Annotated in this window: 13 protein-coding genes; 3 read left to right on the forward strand and 10 right to left on the reverse strand. The window is 66.5% G+C overall.

Annotation, left to right across the window (positions count from 1 at the left end; translation table 11 throughout):
- Positions 1 to 47 precede the first annotated feature (47 nt).
- Complete coding sequence (locus HMP09_RS18355) at positions 48 to 488, forward strand: sensor histidine kinase (RefSeq protein WP_232090658.1); 441 nt, start codon at positions 48 to 50, stop codon at positions 486 to 488.
- 21 nt (positions 489 to 509) lie between these two features.
- Here the strand turns inward: HMP09_RS18355 and HMP09_RS04120 are convergent, their stop codons facing one another.
- Positions 510 to 1,313 carry a SirB1 family protein gene (locus tag HMP09_RS04120; protein ID WP_176499310.1) on the reverse strand — a complete coding sequence of 268 codons (804 nt, stop codon included), beginning with the start codon at positions 1,311 to 1,313 and terminating at the stop codon, positions 510 to 512.
- Positions 1,314 to 1,424: 111 nt separating this feature from the next.
- Here HMP09_RS04120 and HMP09_RS04125 point away from each other — a divergent pair, with 111 nt between their 5' ends.
- On the forward strand, positions 1,425 to 2,009 hold the full coding sequence (locus HMP09_RS04125; RefSeq protein WP_176499311.1) for a glutathione S-transferase family protein: 585 nt from the start codon (positions 1,425 to 1,427) through the stop codon (positions 2,007 to 2,009).
- 180 nt (positions 2,010 to 2,189) lie between these two features.
- A complete protein-coding gene (locus tag HMP09_RS04130) occupies positions 2,190 to 4,151 on the forward strand; it encodes a putative bifunctional diguanylate cyclase/phosphodiesterase (RefSeq protein ID WP_176499312.1) in 1,962 nt (653 codons plus the stop codon).
- Positions 4,152 to 4,159: 8 nt separating this feature from the next.
- Here the strand turns inward: HMP09_RS04130 and HMP09_RS04135 are convergent, their stop codons facing one another.
- The 9 genes from HMP09_RS04135 to HMP09_RS04175 all read right to left on the reverse strand — a co-directional run bounded on the left by HMP09_RS04135 (position 4,160) and on the right by HMP09_RS04175 (position 15,315).
- Positions 4,160 to 5,071: a crotonase/enoyl-CoA hydratase family protein gene (locus HMP09_RS04135; protein WP_176499313.1), complete on the reverse strand. Its 912-nt coding sequence runs from the start codon at positions 5,069 to 5,071 to the stop codon at positions 4,160 to 4,162.
- A 43-nt stretch (positions 5,072 to 5,114) separates the two neighbouring features.
- A complete protein-coding gene (locus HMP09_RS04140) occupies positions 5,115 to 6,398 on the reverse strand; it encodes an aminotransferase class V-fold PLP-dependent enzyme (protein ID WP_176499314.1) in 1,284 nt (427 codons plus the stop codon).
- Complete coding sequence (locus tag HMP09_RS04145; protein ID WP_176499315.1) at positions 6,398 to 8,806, reverse strand: TonB-dependent receptor plug domain-containing protein; 2,409 nt, start codon at positions 8,804 to 8,806, stop codon at positions 6,398 to 6,400. Before HMP09_RS04145 ends, HMP09_RS04140 begins: the two co-directional genes overlap by 1 nt.
- Positions 8,807 to 8,938: 132 nt before the next feature.
- The gene (locus HMP09_RS04150; protein ID WP_176499316.1) at positions 8,939 to 11,092 is read right to left on the reverse strand and encodes a TonB-dependent receptor; all 2,154 of its coding nucleotides are present in this window, start codon (positions 11,090 to 11,092) and stop codon (positions 8,939 to 8,941) included.
- A 109-nt stretch (positions 11,093 to 11,201) separates the two neighbouring features.
- Positions 11,202 to 12,170 (reverse strand): FecR family protein, encoded by a 969-nt coding sequence (locus HMP09_RS04155; RefSeq protein WP_176499317.1) that lies wholly within the window; start codon positions 12,168 to 12,170, stop codon positions 11,202 to 11,204.
- A 140-nt stretch (positions 12,171 to 12,310) separates the two neighbouring features.
- Complete coding sequence (locus HMP09_RS04160) at positions 12,311 to 12,835, reverse strand: RNA polymerase sigma factor (protein ID WP_176499318.1); 525 nt, start codon at positions 12,833 to 12,835, stop codon at positions 12,311 to 12,313.
- A gap of 257 nt (positions 12,836 to 13,092) precedes the next feature.
- Complete coding sequence (locus HMP09_RS04165; protein WP_176499319.1) at positions 13,093 to 13,356, reverse strand: hypothetical protein; 264 nt, start codon at positions 13,354 to 13,356, stop codon at positions 13,093 to 13,095.
- On the reverse strand, positions 13,347 to 14,537 hold the full coding sequence (locus HMP09_RS04170; RefSeq protein ID WP_176499320.1) for a glycosyltransferase: 1,191 nt from the start codon (positions 14,535 to 14,537) through the stop codon (positions 13,347 to 13,349). The genes HMP09_RS04165 and HMP09_RS04170 overlap by 10 nt, the downstream gene beginning before the upstream one ends.
- Positions 14,524 to 15,315, reverse strand: a complete 792-nt coding sequence (locus tag HMP09_RS04175) for a DUF2334 domain-containing protein (RefSeq protein ID WP_232090659.1) — start codon at positions 15,313 to 15,315, stop codon at positions 14,524 to 14,526. The genes HMP09_RS04170 and HMP09_RS04175 overlap by 14 nt, the downstream gene beginning before the upstream one ends.
- Positions 15,316 to 15,323: the final 8 nt, after the last annotated feature.

Consider the following 15,323-nt stretch of genomic DNA (forward strand, 5'->3'; position numbering starts at 1 on the left):
GCCGGAACGACGCGGACGTCCAGGCGTCCGCCCGACGTCGTCTCGCCGTGCTCGCCGAAGCCGTCGTGGCGCAGCGTGCACCTGCCATCCTTGCTGGCGGTCGCAGCATCGCGCTGGAAAACCTGTCAACGCTATCGACACCGCGCCAAGGCTATCCTGGCGCGATCACCCTCGCGCTGGAAAACCTCGTCGACAATGCCGTACGCCATACGCGGACGGGTACGACCATCATCGTCCGCGTGAACCGGGATGGCAGCGTAAGCGTCCTCGACGACGGCGAAGGCATTCCCGTCGAGCATCTGACCCGTCTGAAGGAGCGGTTCTGGCGTGCCGACGGGCCCCGTTCCGAGGGCTCTGGCATCGGCCTGTCGATCGTCGACCGCGTCGCGCGCGCGCGCCACGGCATCCTGAACATCAGCCCGCGGGCCAGTGGCAGCGGACTGGAGTTCCGGATGACCTTGGGGTTGTCCGATCGGCTCGCGTCGTAAAACGCGGGCCGATCGGCATCGCTAGGTGGAGGGCAGAGACCCCAGCGTATCGGTGACGCGTCGCCGCAGATCGGGATCGCGCGTGATCTCCAGCATGGCGCTCAAGCTGCCGCGCGCGGCCGTCACATCGCCATCGACCAGTTCCAACCGTGCGCGCTCCCACCACGCATGCCCATAGGCGGGGGCCATCAAGGTCATCCGCGTATACAGCTCCAGCGCGCGTCGGCCGAACCCTGCCTGCTCGGCGCGCGTCGCCTGGTTCAGCAGCAGCCGCACCAGGATCGCGCGGTTCGGCATCGTCGCGACGTGGTTCACCGCGGCGGCAGGCCCGCTCTGCGATGCGAGCACCAGGGCGGCCAGCGCCTCGCGGTCGACGCGGATCCCGCCCCTAAACGGATCGACGATCACGGGTGACGCTTCAGCGCCGACCATCACCAGCACGTGCCCGGGGACATCGAGCGCGTCCGCCGTCCATCCGACCCGGCGTGCCGCGCCCACATAGAGGATCGAGAGGCTGACCGGCAGGCCGCGACGCCGGTCGATGACGCGGATCAGGTCGGCGTTGGCGGGATCGTCATAGGTCTCCCGGTCGCCGACGAAGCCGAACTCCTCGCCCACCACCTCCGACAGGCTGTCGGCCCGGGCTTCCGCGGTAACGGCGTTGCGGCCGACCGTATCGAGACGCGTCGCCACGGCATCGATCAGCATGCGGTAGGGGGCCGGGTCGACACCTGCATGATCGAGCAGCGCGAGCGACAGTGCGGCCTCGTCGAGAATGATGTCGTCCTCGTCGAGGAGACCGAGGCGGATCAGGTTTTCGTTCATCCACCGGAGATGGGTGCGCGCGCCGACGCTGCAATGCGGCCGCACGAGATTTGACCGGGCGCAGCTATCGGCGCGTTTGCGCGTTCATCAAGACCAACGTGGAGACCATCGATGAAGCTCTATTATTCCCCCGGCGCATGTAGCCTCGCCGATCATATCGCGCTGCATGAGGCCGGCCTTTCGTTCGAGCATGAGAAGGTCGATCTGAAGGCCAAGCGTACCGAAAGCGGTGTCGATTACACGACGATCAATCCGAAAGGGTACGTGCCCGCACTGACGCTCGACTCCGGTGAGACGGTGACCGAGAATATCGCGATCCTCGACTGGATCGCGCATCAGGACACTGCACTCAAGCCCGGCGGCACGATGGGGCATACCCACCTGCTGGTCGCGCTCGCCTATATTTCGACAGAAATCCACAAGAGCTTCAAGCCGTTCTTTTCCGGTGGCAGCGACGCGGAGAAGGCGAAGGCCAGCGAGACGATCGTCAAGCGGCTGGGGTATCTCGCCGACACGATGCAGGGCGAGTATCTGCTCGGCGACACGCTTAGCGTAGCCGACTGCTATCTGTTCGTGATGCTGTTGTGGGCAGCAAAGAACGCAATCGACGTGCCGGCGCCGCTCGAGGCATTCCGCGAGCGGATGAAGGCACGCCCGGCGGTCCAGAAGGCGATGACGCATGAGGGGCTGATCTGATGCAGACGGGCGTCGCGGAAGGCGGTCACGATGTATCGATCGACCCCACGCGATGCCCGTGATCCTCGTCCGGGCGCTTCAGCGTAACGATGCGATCATGCTCAAGAAGATGCGTGCCGGACGACGTCCGCTTATACTTTATTGGTTTCTTTTCCGATTTCGCCGTCCATGGACGGTCGCATGAGTGGCTTAATCTCTCGCCTCAGACAGTTGCGGCATTCCGATCAGGCGATCGCCGCGTCGGTGCGGGCGACTTTGCTCGAATCTCTCTATGCCTCGCCGCAGTCGCTGGTCATCGGTGCACTCACCAGCAGTGGCATCACCGGGATCGTCGCGATCGTCAGCAGCAATCGCTGGCTGATCGCCTGCGCGGTGGCGATCGCCCTCGTTGCGGGGATCCGAGTGATCGACGTGATCAGGCGACGTCGGCAGCCACGCCGAGCGAAACCGTCGAAAAACAGCTGGGCGGGACGGCAGGAGTTTCTCTATCGCTCGGGCGCGCTGGGGTATTCGGCGCTGCTCGGCACGTTCGGGTTGCTGACGCTGATCCATAGCGACGATGGCGTCCTGCAGTTGCTCGCAGTGACGACGACGATCGGCTACGCGGCGGGGATTGCCGGCCGCAACGCCGGTCGACCGTGGATCGCGCTGTCGCAACTGTGCTTTGCCTCGTTACCGCTGACGGTGGGACTGATGATATCGCTGCAGCCGCTCAAGATGGCGCTGGCGGCGGTGATCGTCCTGTTCGTGGTCGCGATGATGGACATCACCTTGCAGACCTATGGCGTCATCCTGAAGGCGACCCTGGTGTCGCGCGAGAAGGCGGCGCTCGCCGAGCATCATGCCGCCATCGCGCGTCGTGACGACCTGACGGGCGTGGCCAACCGGACCGCGTTCCGGGAATGGTTCGAGGCGCGGTTGCAGGCCCTGGGCGACGGCGACGGGCGTCTGGCGATCTACTGGATCGACCTGGACCGGTTCAAGGAGATCAACGATTCGTTCGGGCATCTGGCCGGCAATGCGCTGCTGGCGGGGGTAGCGCAGCGGCTCGATGCGGCGTTCGGTGCGACCGGGATCGTCGCGCGGCTCGGCGGCGACGAGTTTGCGGTGATCCGCGACGTCGACCAGCAGATCGACGCCGTCGCGACGGGCGAGCAGATCATCGGGCTGGTCGAACAACCGGTCCATCACGACGGACGCGCGCTGTGTGTCGGTGCGTCGCTCGGCATCGCGATCGCACCGACCGACGGCATCGACGCGGACACGTTGTTGAAGAACGCGGATCTCGCTTTGTACCGGGCGAAAGACAGCGGCCGTGGCCAGATGCGCTTCTACGAGCCGCTGATGGACGAGAAGATCGAGCGCACTCGCGATCTCGGCGCGGAAATGCAGGGCGCGCTCGAACGCGGCGAGTTCCACCTGATGTTCCAGCCGATCTTCGACCTGACGGGCGAACGCATCCTGTCGTGCGAGACGCTGCTGCGCTGGACCAACCGCCGCTTCGGCGTGATCTCGCCGGCGGAGTTCATCCCGATCGCCGAGGACAATAGCCTGATCGTGGTGATCGGCGGCTGGGTGATCCGCGAAGCGTGCCGGATCGCCAGCGGCTGGCCCGCGGACGTGACCATCGCGGTCAACCTGTCACCGATCCAGCTGCGATCGGCAAACCTGCCGACCGTCATCATGAGCGCGCTGGCCACCAGCGGCCTTGCGGCGGACCGGCTCGAGCTTGAGGTGACGGAGTCCGTTCTGCTCGAAGACATCGATGCGTCGCTGGCGGCGCTGGACGCGATCAACCGGCTCGACGTCCGGACCACGCTCGACGATTTCGGGACGGGATATTCGTCGCTCAGCTATCTGACCAAATTCCCGTTCCAGACACTGAAGATCGATCGATCGTTCATCGCGGACCTGGAGCAAAGCCCGGCATCGGTCGCGATCGTCCAGACCGTGATCGAGCTGGCAGCCAAGCTGGGAATGCAGACGGTGGCCGAAGGGGTCGAGACGCACGCGCAGCTCGACCAGCTGCGGCGTACCCGCTGCGACGCGGTACAGGGTTTCCTACTGGCACACCCGATGCCGGCAAACATGATCGCGAGCATGCTTGCCGGCGCAGGCTTCAAGGCACAGGGACAGTCCTGAACATCTGGTTATGCGGCCTTGTCGAGCAACCGCGTCTGCGCACCGACAAGGCGGCGCATCAGTTTCAGATCGGCCTCGCTAAGCCGCAGCGCGGCGTCCGCCCACAGGTCGACGACGACCTCGAGCTCGCCGAGCGGCAGCGGATTGACTGACCGCGATGCCGCGTAGATTGCGCAGTGGCCGCTGTGACGGCGGCGGTTCTGGCGAATATAGCGTTCCACTTCGGCGCGGCCCTCGCCCGGGTCGGCCAAGGCGTGGACGATACCGAGGTCGTACAGCTCTTCGGCCGTGTACGATCGCCCGCTAAGGATCATCTGTTCGGCCCGTGCCGTTCCCAGGCGCCGGGACAGGAAGCAATGGGCGCCCATCCCCGGGAACAGGCCGAAATTGGTTTCCGGCAGGCCAAAATGCGTGCCCCGCTCGGCGATCACGACGTTGAACGACAGCAACGCCTCGAACCCGCCGCCGAGCGCGTCGCCCTCGACCAGGCCGATCGTGATGATCGGCTGGTCGAGGCTCCGCATGTTGCGGTGCAGGATCTGCACGCATGCGCGGCCATAGCGGACTAGCGCATCGCGGTCCTGGTTGCGGATATGCGCCGCGAACAGATCGAGGTCGCCACCCAGCGAGAAGACCCCTGGAAAGCGCGATCCCAGCACCAGATACCGGATCGGCATGGCGCCCGAAGATCGCGCGGCGGCAATGTCGGTCTGCCACTGATCGAATTCGGCGAGCAGCCTCGGATTGAAACTCGGTCGCGTACTCTGCCGCATATAGGTCCACAGCGTCTCCAGCTCCGGATCGAACCGGGTTTCGAGATCGACGAACTCGAACGGACGCCGCTCGGGAGCGGCCGTCAAACTGTGGATCGAGACCTCATGAGGCTGAGGACCACTGTCGGGATAGGATTTGAGGATCATTACAACGTCCTTTTCACGCGCAGCGGAGTGCTGCGCGAAAAGGTTACGTCGGTTTCGATCCATAAGACGGAGATTCTACGATCGCGCGTACCGCCTTCGCCAACGCGTCCATGTCGGCCATCGTGTTGAAGAGTGCGGGCGTGACGCGGACGCAGGCCCCGCCGGCGGGCCCCTCGCGGTGGACCGTGAATATCCGGAACCTCTCGAGCAGGGCAGCCGACACCGCAACGTTCTCCGCCGTGCTCGTCCTGCCGCGGATCCGAAACGACGTGATGCCGCCGTGCAGCGTGGGATCGTCGGGCGTCAGGATCTCGATGCCCGGTATCGTCCTGACCTGATCGACCCAACGATTGCGCAGCGCGGCGAGACGACCGGCACGACGCGCGCTGCCGATCCGGGCCTGGAAGGCGAGCGCCGCGGGCACGGTAAGCGGCGCGGCGAAATCGACCGTGCCGGTATGGATGCGCGCCTGGATCGTGTCGCGGTCGGACGCCGGATTGGCCGGGTCGCGGTCGATCGCGGACAGCGCGGCGCGCCGAATATGGATCGCGCCGACTCCCAATGGTGCGCCGAGCCATTTGTGGCAGTTGATGCCGACATAGTCACAGTCCAGATCCGCCAGCGTCATGTCGAGCTGGCACCAGCTGTGCGCGGCATCGACGATCGTCGCGATGCCCCGCGCGCGCGCCATCGCGGCGATCTCGCGGACCGGCAGGACGAGGCCGGTGCGGTGGCTGAGATGCGTGAGCAGGATCAACTTGAGGCGCGGGTTCGCCGCCATCGCCGCGGCATAGGCATCGATCAGCGATTGGCGCGTCGCGGGCTGTGGCAACGTGATCCGCATCACCGATACGCCGCGCCTTGTCGCAAAGCTGTCCATGCACGCCTGCATGCTGTCGTAATCAAGGTCGGCATACAGCACGGCATCGCCCGGCGTCAGGCGGTTATAGCCCAGGATCAACGCCTTGAGCGCCTCGGTCGCGTTGCGGGTGAACGCGACCTCGTCGGGCGGGACCTGCAAGGTTGCCGCCAGCGCGTCGCGTGCGCGCATCCAGTCGGCGATCATCCCGCGGCGCGTATAGTAGCTGGTATCGCGGTTCACGCGCTCGACGTTGCGTGCATAGGTATCGAGCACGGGGCGGGCCATCATGCCCCAATTGCCGTTCTCCAACTGGATGACCTCGCGCGTGACGTCGTATTGCGACGCTATGCCTTTCCAGAAGGCCGCCTCGTCGACCGCCTCGGGCGGAGAGGCCCCTGCCCGCGCCGCCATCGGCAAGGCAGCGGCACCCGTCAGGAACACGCGGCGATCGACGAACTGCGCCATCAGAACTTCATCCCGACACGGACGTAATATTGACCGCCATCGGTGTCGTACGGCGCGTTCCGCGAGTAGATCAGCCCGCGAACGGCCTGGTTGGTCGCCTCTGCCGGATAGGTGTTGGCGACGTTCTCCGCGCCGACGCGCAAGGTGAAATGCTCGTCGAACCGGTAGCTCGCCGATACGTCGAACAACGCGATCGAGCCGAACCGCTGGAACAGTTCCCCGGTCGCGTTGCCGGTGACATCGGTCCACGCCCCGTAATAGCGTCCGCGCGCCAGCAACGACACCGCACCGATGTCGTAGCCGAGCGTCGCGGTGCCGTTATGCTGGGGCAGGCGCTCTTCGAAGATGCGGCGTTGGGTGTCGTTCGGGATCGCCGCGCTGACACCGCTGCGCACCTTGGTCTGGTTGTAGTTGTAGGCGAGGCTGAGGCTCGCGCGGCCGGGTCCGACGCCGTGCGCATAAGCGAGTACCGCATCGATCCCGCGCGTGCGCGTGTCGAAGTCGTTGGTGAAGTACGAGACCGCTGTGAAACGCTGCGGGTTGGCGAAACTTGCCGGGACCGCGAACGTCTGCGACTGACTGAAGCGGTTGTCGACGTCGATCTGATAGACGTCGATCGAGCCGGTCAGCCCAAACCGGCTCTGGAAGGTGAGCCCCGCCGTCGCGGTCTTCGACGTCTCCGGCGTCAGCGGCTTGGCACCGAGCGCGATCGCGAGCGGATCGCTGGGCGACAGGCGGCCTTGGTTGAAGATCTGGAGCGTCGTGGTGTCGAGCCCTTGCGTGGTCTGCGACGTGTTCAGCTGTGCCGGGGTCGGCGCGCGAAAACCGGTCGAGTAGGTCCCGCGTGCGGCGATGCCCTTGACCGGTTCGAACCGCGCCGAGAGCTTGTAGTTGAAGGTATCGCCGAACGCCGAAAAATCTTCGTAACGGCCGGCGGCCCCCACCGTCACCATCTCGATCGGCTGCCATTCGAGATCGAGATAGCCGGCATAGCTGGTCTGGTCGAACGTCCCTGCAAGGCTCGGGCTGAAACCAGGAAAGCCGTTCGAATTGGGCGCAAGCCCGCTCGCCGCACCTGCACCGATGGCATAGGATGCCGGATCGCCTGCCGAGACCTGATAGGTTTCGCGACGCCGTTCCGCGCCGAACGCGACGTTGACGGGATGCGCGGTGCCGACCGGCAGGCGGTAGACAAAGTCGGCGTTGAGATTGAACTCGCGCTGTTCGAGCCGGCCAAGATAGAAGCTTGTCGGGCTTGCCGTCCCGAGCGAGGCGTTCAGGCTTTCGGCGAGCGTATAGGCGATGCGGCTACGGCCGACCGCGGCGGAAAGGTCGTAGCTGAAGCGGTCGCTGAGATCGCCGCGAAGCCCGCCATCGGCCTGATAGTCGCTGAACGTCGTGCCGAACCGCGGGGTGAACCCGACCGGGTAGATGCTGCGGAACGAGAAACCGGGAAACGCGCTGCTGGTGTTGTAGACGCTGCCCGTGCCGGCGGGATTGCGCCAGTTGAAGTCGGTGACGCCCTCGCCCTGTTGCGCGGTGCCGAACAGGTAGAGCGTCGCGGCATCGGCAAGTGCGTAATGCGCGTCGATCGCACCGCGGATGCGCTCCTCGTCAGGTTGACCCCAGCGTTGCACGGGGTTGGCCACGACCAGGGTCGGGTTGGCCGCCTGGAATGCGATGGCGTCGGGCCGCTGGCGGGTCCGCGACGTTGCTTCCGAATGATCGTATTCGCCGGTGACGACGATCGCGCCGCGGTCGCCAAGCGCGATGCCACCCCGCGCGCCGGTCTGATATTCCTTGCCATCGCCTTTGTAATATTGCGAGACTTGCCCGAACGCTTCCATGCCGGCGGTGTCGTCGAGGATGATGTTGACGACGCCGGCGATCGCGTCCGAACCATATTGTGCCGACGCGCCATCGCGCAGGACCTCGATCCGCTTGATCGCGAGCGAGGGAATACCGGCCAGATCGGGCGCCTGCGCACCGCGCGTCCCGAGCAAGGCCGACCGGTGATAGCGCTTGCCATTGACCAGGACGAGCGTCTGGTCGGCGGACAGTCCGCGCAACGTCGCCGGGCGGACGAACGCCTGGCCGTCGGCCGCCGGAAGACGCTGGACGTTGAACGACGGCAACAGCTGCGCGAGCGTATCAGATAGGTCGCCCGAGACGCTCGATCGCACCGCGTCGCCCGACAGGACATCGACCGGGGCGAGCGTATCGAACTGAGTCCGCGAGCGATCGCGCGTACCGGTAACGACGATCAGGCTGTCCTCCGCAGCTGTGTCGGTGGCGGCAGCGGCGGGGGACTGCGGTGACCCCTGCGATGTCGTCTGCGGAGACGTCTGCGCAACGGCCGACGAACTGGCGATCAGCGCGATCAACGCGCTGCCGGTGAGAAACTTCATGATGCCCCTGGGGTTGCCGACTTCGATCCGCCGGTTCGCCAGGACAGCTAGGCGCGGGGTTTTTCGTGTTGATGACGGAACGGATGCACTTTGATGACAGCGTCATGGTCGATCAAGGCCGCTTACACACGGTCACAGTCCGACGGAAAGCCGCAGGGTCATGGCCCTTGGCCGGATCGGAACCGTCTGGTTGCTGGTGGCCAGCGTGAACGGGTTGCCGAAGCCGAAGCTGTTGCCGCGGCCGTCGAGCAAATTGGTGATAGTGATCGACCATCGCCACGCGCCGCGGTCGATCGTCGCACCGGTATCGATCGTCGCGTAATTCCCCGCGGGTCGATCGAGCAGCGGGTCGAAGCTCAGGCGCGTACGGCCGGTATAGCGCGCGGCCGCGTAGAGCGTCGCCGGTAAGCCGAACACGACGAGGTTTCGCGTTGCCGCCAGTCGCGCCGATATGTCGGGCACCACGGGCAGCCGTCGGTCGTCGCGGTCGAGGCTGGTGTTCGACGACGGGGATGTCAGCTGCGCACGTTGCAGGGTCGTGCCGAAATCGATCATGGTCTGCGACAGCGTCAGGACTCCACCGAGTTCGATCCCGTAGTTCACCGCGTTACCGGCATCGACGGTACCGAGCAGCCCGTCGGCGCCGACGGTATCGCTGCGCAGATGCTGCCACGCGGACCCGAACAGCGCGCCGTGCACAGCCAGCCGGTCTCCCGCGACCCGCAGCCGCCAGCCAAGCTCCAGGCTCAGGAGTTCGTCACCGGGTATCCGGGCATTGGCCGGGTTCGCGGTACGACTGATCCCGGCGGGGCGTACCGCGCTCGCATAGCGTAGCCAGACGAGACCCAGGTCGTCGCGGTGCCAGCTGAGCGTGCCACTCGGGGTCACGCCGATCCGATTGGCCTTCACCCGACCGGGCGCCTGTTGTTCGAGATGGCTCGAGGTCGAGAAGGCGCGCAGCCCCAGCTTGAAATCGAGCGCGCTGCTCAGACGCTGCGTCCCCTCGCTGAACAGCGCAAGGTCGGTGACGTCCTCCTCGTCGCGCCGCGCGGCGATCGCGTTGCCGAGGACCGACGTGAAGCGGCCGTCGAGCAGGCTCGTCGAATGCAGGATGGTCGCGCCGATGATCCACGGATGCCGCGCGGTCGGATCGCTAAGCCGCACCTCTTGCGACAGCAGGCGCGCCGAACGATCCTCGGCATAGGCGACGGGCGCGGCGACGCCGAGGGTCAGCGCCAGGATGCTGGCATCGTAGGTACTGCCGAACTCCTGGTCGACATACGCCGTCGTGGCCTGCGCCTCGAGCTTGCCGATCGGGCCGCGCAGGGTAAGCGCTGCCGATGTGAAGTCGTTGTCCTGCGGTTCGGCGATCCCGGTGGCGCGCGACAGGCCATTAGTCGCGTACTGGCTGTCACGCGCGTCGATCCGCTGCGCGACGCCGCTCAGGGTCGCGGACCATCCGCTGCCGATCGCCCATCGCAGCGCCGCACGGCCGCCGGTTCGCCGCGTACGGTTCACGTCGCGTCGATCGCGCCCGGTATCGTCGATCCAGCCGGGCATCGTCTCGACCCAGCCCGAGGTTCGCAGCACGACCTTGCCGGTGACGATCGGCAGGTTGAGCATTCCCTCGACCGCGCCACCGACGGCGCCGTTGTTGATGCCCGATCCCTCGACGGCGACGGTGCCCGCAAGGCGATCGAGGTCCGGCACGGCGGTCACGACACGAACCACCCCGCCGAGCGCACCAGTGCCGTAGAGCGTGCCCTGCGGTCCGCGCAAAACCTCGATCCGGTCGACATCGACGAGCCTCAGGTCGGGATCGGGCGAGGAATAGCCGATCCGCGCATCGTCGAGATACAGGCTGACGAGCGACTGGCTCGTGCCGTTGAACGCGCTGTCGGCGACGCCGCGAAGGAAGATCCGGTCGCGGCCCGGGCCGAGGTTCGTGGAGAAGGCACCGTCCGTGGTCGCCATCACGTCGGTCAACCCACGCCGCCCGGCCAGTCGACCGAGCGCCTGTCCCCCGGCGATGCTGATCGACGCGGGAAGATCGGACAATCGTTCGTCGCGCTTGCTGGCGATGACGACGATATCGCCCGTCGCGAGCACTCCGGCGTCCGTGGCCGGCCGTGCGCGCGTGGGGGGCGGTTTTGCCAGCAGGGCTTCGATCCGCCACGTGGTCGGATCCACCTGCACCGCGCGCAGCCTGGTTCCAGCCAGTATCCGGCGCAGGGCCTGCTTGACATCGGTCGCGTGGTCGATGCGGCGGACGTTCAGAACGGGCAAGCCACCGGCCATCCCAATCGATATTCCGGTCTGGCGAGCGAGCGCATCGAGCGCCGAACGCAGCGTACCAGCCGGAATCGTGATCGTACGCCGGGTGGCCGATGGTCGTTCAGCGTGCGCCGGCGGCACCAAGATGCACGACGCCGTCAATTCGACGAGTGCGTATCGGCAGGACCGCCCGAAGCTGCTCGACGAGCCGCGATCCATCACCAATCGTCAACACCCCGGAAAAGCGCAGGTTCGCGGCCGACGGATCGACCGTCAACGGGCTGTCGGCATACCGCGCTATGTCGGCGACAACCAGCGACAATGGCGCGCCGTCGTAATCGAGCCGACCATCGGTCCAATCGGATACACGCGCCGGATCGACCGGTCGCCGCTCGGCGATCTGCTTGGCAGGGACGATGTCCAGTATCTGTCCGCCGTGCACCGTCGTCGCATCGGATGGCGCACCGCCGACCGGCGTGACGCTGACGCTGCCCTCTGCGACCGTGACGGCAACGCGGCCCCGCGCGCTGACGACGTCGAACCGCGTCCCCATGTCGCGGATCTCGTACCCTGCTGCGCGGACCAGCAGCACGCGCGATGGATCGTGGCGCACGGTAAAATTCGCCGCGCCCCGGCCGATCTCGATGACCGGGCTATCACCGCCGCTGACCGAAACGTGCGATCCGCGGTCGATCTGCATCCCGCTGCCATCGGCGAGCGTGACCGATCGGGTTTCGGTTCGACCCGTCTCATACGCTTGCGCCGCATCGTCACCCGACGGTGCCACGAGCAACAACGCCAGCCCGGCCGCCAGCGCACCACTGGTCCCGATCGCTGCCAAGCGCCACCGACCGGAACGCGGGATGGCACCAGCGGCGTTCGCTGAATCGTCGTTGGCGGGCAGACGAGCCGTGATCGCGAGTGCAGCTTGCGCGATCTCCGCGTCGAGCAGCGCGACGTCATCATAGGCGGCGCGGTGCAAAGGATCGAGCGCAAGCCACTGGCCGAACCCGTCCCAATCCATGTCGGGCGCGTCCAGACGCGCATGCCAACGCGCCGCCGTGTCGATTGCAGAGTGCGTATCACTCATGCTTCCTCCTTTCCGGCGGATGCCCCCCGCCTGCGTCAATCCCGGCGCCATGACGCCTGATCGTAAAATATGATTGCCGCGCATATCCGTTCGGCTGATAGACGCCGCCGGGCATCGCGAACCGCAGCCCCTGCGCTAAATCATTCATCGAGCGCCTTTCGCAAATGCCGAAGGGCCACCGCGACGTGCTTTTCGACGGCACTGCGCGAGATACCGAACTCGGCGGCGATGTCGGCATGCGACACGCCGTCGATCCGGTGACGACGAAAGACGCGCATGGCGCCTTCGGGTGGCCCGGACAGCGCGGCTGCCAGACGATCGATCCGTTCGCGCCCGGCCACCGTGTCGAATGCGGAGGGGGCGTCATCGACCGCTTCCGTGCCGACGATCGCCGTCGTCGCCTCGACATAGCCCGAGTCCCGACGCTGGCGGCGACCGTTTGCACGGACCCGGTCGAGCACGATGTTCATGCCGACGCGGTGCAGATAGGCCAGCGGGTTGGCGATCGGTCCGGCCGCCTGTCCCGGCGAGCCTTGCGTTTTGCGTTCGAGTGAAGGCTCACCCACGTGCAGCCAAATCTCCTGGACGACGTCTTCCGCTTCCGCGACGCTGCCGGTCCGCCCGGTGAAGAACCGGACGAGCTGGTTGCGGTTCGCCGCGAGCACCGCCGAAAGGCCTGCGTTCTGGGTCGTGTCGGCGTCGGCTACGGCTCGCCTCCGAAGGTCTTCGGCACTGTTAGACCGCAAGGGCCAGTGAGACGCATGCCATCGACGCCCCACTCCGTGCCGCTTTTGCCTGCGTCTCGAAGAGATGTCGCCCGGAAACAGCCAGATATCGCTCAAGTAATTTCAGCGGCCCGTGCCGACGAGGTAGTCTGGGGTCACCGACATGACCTTCGCCACCATTTTGCGATCCAGCATGGTCAGGACAGCAAACGGCCTATGGCGCCTGTGGCGGCATTAAAACCCCGGACGACGACCACCATGCCGACCAGCAGCGCGGACGCGGGCAAGGCGAGATAGAAGAGCGGGCAATGCCAGGCCGACCGGTCCGCCACGACCGCGCCGACGACCCGCCCGTCGCCGCTGAAGTCGCAACCCGGATCTTCGGCTGCACCCCATGGGCACACGATGCGCGATGCTGCGATCGAGGCGCTTTTGGGCAGCGGGATGGCGATCACCGGCATGAGACCTGCCCCGTCCGACGCTGATCCCCGACATATAGGGACAGTAGCGCATCGAAATGATCGTCCATGGTTCGCACCGGACGGGTCTTGGTCCGCACGAACGCGCTTTGGCGGGGACCGGAGCGGGCGACCGAGAGGATCGCCTCGGACGCCGCCTGTGCATCGCTCGACCAATACAGAACGCCGCCGGATTTGCGCGCGAGGTCGGCAGCGCCACCGCGATCTGGCGCGATCAGCGGCAGGCCCGATGCGATCGCTTCGGCGGCGACGAAGCAGAAGGTTTCCGCCTCGCACCCGTGGATCAACGCATCCGCACTTGCCATCATCCGCGCGAGCGCCGCGCGATCGGTGGTCGGCTCCAGCAGCCGGACGTGCGGATTGCCGTCGATAGCCTCGATCACCGGACGCTGGCGCGATCCGCCACCGACAATGACGAGGCCTACCGGTGCTTGCGCCCCCGCCATGGTGACCGCCTGCGCCACCATCGGCCAGCGCTTTTCCGGCGCATGGCGTCCAACGCCGATCAGCAGCATCGCGTCTTCGGTTAGCCCACACAGCGCCAGCATCTCGCGCCGCACGGCCCTGTCGCGCAGTGCCGGCGAGAACTGGCCGGGCTCGACGCCCATCGGGTCGGTCAGGACCTTTTGCAGGCCGCCCTCGCGCAACCGAGTGCTGAGGCTGTCGCTCGCGCTGACGACCATGTCGAAGCGCTGGTCGAGGCGGCGCAGATGGCGCCAATACCAGTCGAACGCGCGGTCGATCGTCTGCGTCGACGCAACGCCACCGAACCAGCGATAGGCATAGGCCGCCAGCGGATCGGCATGCGCGATCAGTGCGAGGCGAGCCCTGGCGCCGCGTTCGCTCTTCCAGTCCGCAACCATCGACGCGCTCCGCCACGGCGACGATACTTCGACGAGATCCGGATCTTCTTCGTCGAGGACGCGGTGGAGCGCCGGTCGATCGGAGAAATAGCGGTAGGACCGGTCCAGGGGGAACCGCGGCGACCGGATCCAGCGTATCCGCGCGTTCGGCCCGCGACGTTCCTCGCCATCGCGCTCGCCAGGGGCGACGACCACCATTTCGTGCCCGCGGTCCGCGAAGGCGACGAGCTTGCGATCGACATAGGTTCGGACACCGCCTCCGCTGGGCGTGTAGAAGGCGCAGACGTCAACAATCTTCATGGCGGCCCTCCCCTTCCGGCATCAGATCGGCGTAGCGCGACACCGTGCGGCGTCCCGCCAGAGACCGGATCGTCCGATTGATACTGCGCATCAACGACTCCTTCGTGACGTCGCCGGGATGCACCGCCACTCGCAGCGTCGGGAACCAGTCCGGCATGGCCCGAGCCGTCGCGGCAACCGCGAGCGAACTGGCGGTGCGCGCCGGGGAACGGCTGGCCCAGGTGACGACGGGGCCGCGCGCGACGATCGCGTCGGTCGCCGGGCGCCAGACCCGGAAATGGTCCTCCGCGAGCGCGAAATCGCACGCTTTCAACGCCGATATCGCACCCGGACCATAGAGCCAGGCGGGCGCGATGAAGCCGGCGACGGGCCCGCCGATTGCTTGTTCGACCATCTCGCGCCCGGCCCGCATCCGGTACTCGGCCTCGTCTGCGCTGAGCCCCAGGAACTCCCCCTCGCCCGCGGTCATGTAGCGCGCCTTCATCGTCGCCGCCGCGCCGCGATGCGCGCTGGTGTCGCGGTGGAACCAGCCGTGGAGGAACATCTCGACGCCTGCATCTGCCCATTGGCGCAACCGGCGCGCGAACGCCGGCGTCCGGTCGAGCGGCGCTGCACCCCAGTGATCGGGGACGACGAGCATCGCGAAACGCGGACCGCCAAGGATCCCGCCGATCATCTCGGCGAGCCGCTCGACGGGCTCGGCAAACGCTGGCGAAACGTCATGGATCGACACGATGAGGCGCCGGTCGGCCGAAGGGGGGCGCAGGGCCATCGCCATGGCGTTCA

It is taken from the genome of Sphingomonas sp. HMP9 (assembly GCF_013374115.1).
Lineage (GTDB): Bacteria > Pseudomonadota > Alphaproteobacteria > Sphingomonadales > Sphingomonadaceae > Sphingomonas.

Coding starts and splice junctions, on each gene's coding strand:
- HMP09_RS04120 (WP_176499310.1), bottom strand. CDS start 1,313: ATGAACGAAAACCTGATCCGCCTCGGTCTCCTCGACGAGGACGACATC.
- HMP09_RS04125 (WP_176499311.1), top strand. CDS start 1,425: ATGAAGCTCTATTATTCCCCCGGCGCATGTAGCCTCGCCGATCATATC.
- HMP09_RS04130 (WP_176499312.1), top strand. CDS start 2,190: ATGAGTGGCTTAATCTCTCGCCTCAGACAGTTGCGGCATTCCGATCAG.
- HMP09_RS04135 (WP_176499313.1), bottom strand. CDS start 5,071: ATGATCCTCAAATCCTATCCCGACAGTGGTCCTCAGCCTCATGAGGTC.
- HMP09_RS04140 (WP_176499314.1), bottom strand. CDS start 6,398: ATGGCGCAGTTCGTCGATCGCCGCGTGTTCCTGACGGGTGCCGCTGCC.
- HMP09_RS04145 (WP_176499315.1), bottom strand. CDS start 8,806: ATGAAGTTTCTCACCGGCAGCGCGTTGATCGCGCTGATCGCCAGTTCG.
- HMP09_RS04155 (WP_176499317.1), bottom strand. CDS start 12,170: ATGAGTGATACGCACTCTGCAATCGACACGGCGGCGCGTTGGCATGCG.
- HMP09_RS04165 (WP_176499319.1), bottom strand. CDS start 13,356: ATGCCGGTGATCGCCATCCCGCTGCCCAAAAGCGCCTCGATCGCAGCA.
- HMP09_RS04170 (WP_176499320.1), bottom strand. CDS start 14,537: ATGAAGATTGTTGACGTCTGCGCCTTCTACACGCCCAGCGGAGGCGGT.
- HMP09_RS04175 (WP_232090659.1), bottom strand. CDS start 15,315: ATGGCGATGGCCCTGCGCCCCCCTTCGGCCGACCGGCGCCTCATCGTG.